Source organism: Alcanivorax sp. HI0044 (assembly GCF_001634945.1).
In genome coordinates, this window is sequence record NZ_LWEZ01001656.1 from 1 (window position 1) to 2,714 (window position 2,714).

A 2,714-nucleotide genomic window follows, 5' to 3' on the forward strand; every position below is an offset into this window, starting at 1 on the left:
ATAGAGGTTGCCCGCACTCAGATCACCGGCGGTATCCGCAACAAACATGTAGAAGCCCACGTTGGTGCCATCATCTGTCATGTAGACGGTTTTTTCGTCGGGCATGACATAAGAAAGCTCAAAGGCCAGGCGGCCCATGGCGTAATGTTTGACAAGATCGCTGGTGGGCGCGCTGTCACCCTCGGCAGCCACGGTAATCTCGATATTCCAGCCCCACCAGTAAGGATTCATGGCCGTCAGATCACCCCCGAAGTAATCTGCCATCGGCTCATAGTAACCATCAATCTCACCGGTCACCGGGTCACGCTCGGAAGCATCCGGTTCGTACTCTTCGCTGGCCAGATGGGTATTCCAGGGGGTCACACTGGCAGCACAGTGCACCCAACCACCGTCCACACCGGACTGGTCGATTTGCCAGAGATCCTTGACGGAAAGATGGCCAGTCTGTTTGTTCTGATCCAGCTCCATCAGGAACATGGCGCCTGGGCGGGTTTCCATCTGGGAGACGGAGAACAAACGATCACCGATCGGCAACAGGGAGGTGTGCTCATTGGAATCGGTAACACTCAGCTTGCCGTCGTTGCCATAGAGCGGCTGCCCCATCTTGTCGACCAATTGGCCGAAGACCACATCCCCGTTTACCGCATCGCCGGAACGCAACAGGGTATGGAAACCGATCTCGTAGGTCTCACCATCCACCTCAACGGAAGGAGACGCCAGGATCTGACGCTTTTCCAGATCCGTTTCCGGGGCTTTCACCGCCGTGAAGGAAAGGGTTTTTCCAGCCGGGTCGCCAGGTGCAACAGGGTCATTAGAATCACTGTCGCCACCACAGGCAGCAAGCAGAAGAGCAGTTAACGTTACAGCACTGACTTTGGTCGCCAGTGCCGTTTTGGCAAACGGAATCCGGTACATGAGTGTTCTCCCCGTGAATTGTTTTCAGAGGCGAACAGTGAAGCGGTTTTTTATGACAAAACTGTCACAGAGATAAGAAGAATTTACTCAACACAAAACCACAGCGTCGGACATCCAGCACGCTCCCGTTGCCAAGGCCAGACAATGGGCTCTGCCTGAAACAGGCGCATCACTCCATTCCGTGACAAACATAAAAAAAGCGGCCCGTGGGCCGCTTCTTCGTTTGCACCTGGCTCAGGAGAACGGGTGGCGCTTGATGATGGTTTCCACCCGGTCCGGGCCAGTAGAAATGATATCAATGGGCGCACCGGTGACTTCCTCGATACGCTGCAGGTAAGCCTTGGCGTTGGCCGGCAGATCATCTTCCGATTTGGCACCCAACGTAGACTCCGACCAGCCCGGCAGGCTTTCGTATACCGGCTTCACTTCTTCGTAGCTGTCCGCATCCCAGGCACACTCCAGCGAGTTGCCGGCCGCATCCTGATAGCCTACGCAGATGTTGATTTCTTCCAGGCCGTCCAGCACGTCCAGCTTGGTCAGGCACAGGCCGGTAATGGAGTTGATCTGGATGGAACGCTTCAGCGCCACCGCATCGAACCAGCCGCAACGACGGGCGCGGCCAGTGGTGGAACCGAACTCGTGTCCTTTCTCGGCCAGGTAACGGCCATTTTCGTCAAACAGCTCCGTGGGGAACGGACCGCTGCCCACCCGGGTGGTGTAGGCCTTGGTGATACCCAGCACGTAATCCAGGTATAGCGGGCCGAACCCGGTACCGGTGGCAGTACCACCGGCCGTGGTGTTGGAGCTGGTCACGTACGGGTAGGTACCGTGGTCGATATCCAGCAGGGTGCCCTGGGCGCCTTCAAACATGATGTTCTCGCCACGCTCGCGGGCACCGTGCAACACGGCAGTCACATCGGTAACCATGCTGCGCACGTCTTCGCCCAGTTGCAGGGTTTCATCCAGGGTTTTCTGGAAATCCACTGGCTCGGCATTGTAATAGCTGCGCAGAACGAAGTTGTGGTAATCCATCACTTCGCCCAGCTTGGCGGCAAACAGCTCGCGCTGGTACACATCACCCAGGCGCAGCCCCCGGCGAGCCACCTTGTCTTCATAGGCAGGGCCAATGCCACGGCCGGTGGTGCCGATTTTTTTGTTGCCGCGGGCCGCTTCACGGGCCTGATCCAGCGCCACGTGTACCGGCAGGATCAGCGGGCAGGCCGCCGACAGACGCAGACGCTCGCGTACCGGCACACCCTGATCTTCCAGGCCACCGATTTCCTTGAGCAGCGCCTCCAGGGAAAGCACCACGCCGTTACCAATCAGGCACTGCACATCTTCGCGCAGAATGCCTGATGGAATCAGGTGCAGGACCGTTTTCTTGCCATCGATCACCAGGGTGTGGCCGGCGTTATGGCCGCCCTGAAAGCGGGCTACCAGTGAAGCCTGATCGGTCAATAAATCGACGATCTTGCCTTTGCCTTCATCACCCCACTGGGTGCCGAGAATGACTACGTTCTTACCCATGATTGCTTGCTGCCATCTGTTCAGGAAAAAGGAAATTCGGTTTAAAGGTCGGTCACAACCCAGCCATCGGCCTGGGCGACCAGGCGACGCTGGCATCCCAGCTCGGCCGGGTCATTATCGGCGCCGGGCAAGGCCAGCACCACGCGCTCACCCTGCTCACGCAGGGCAGCAACGGTGGTCGCAAAGGTGGCGTCCTGCAGCGAACCTTCCGCCAGAATACCGGTGAGCGCGGCAGATTCCGCCCGCTCCGCCAGCATCTTCAAATCTGCACT

Annotated in this window: 2 protein-coding genes and 1 pseudogene; all 3 read right to left on the minus strand. The window is 58.1% G+C overall.

Annotated features, from left to right (window positions below; genetic code table 11):
- Positions 1-915, minus strand: a 915-nt coding sequence (locus A3730_RS24890) for an alkaline phosphatase PhoX (protein WP_156501349.1), incomplete at its 3' end; no start/stop codon positions are given.
- A 234-nt stretch (positions 916-1,149) separates the two neighbouring features.
- Complete coding sequence (locus A3730_RS24895) at positions 1,150-2,442, minus strand: adenylosuccinate synthase (protein ID WP_063518842.1); 1,293 nt, start codon at positions 2,440-2,442, stop codon at positions 1,150-1,152.
- 41 nt (positions 2,443-2,483) lie between these two features.
- Positions 2,484-2,714: pseudogene (hisZ, locus tag A3730_RS24900) on the minus strand (ATP phosphoribosyltransferase regulatory subunit); the annotation flags it as partial.

Bases quoted from the DNA above. Each gene is read 5' to 3' on its own strand.
- A3730_RS24895 (WP_063518842.1), bottom strand. From the start codon at position 2,442: ATGGGTAAGAACGTAGTCATTCTCGGCACCCAGTGGGGTGATGAAGGC.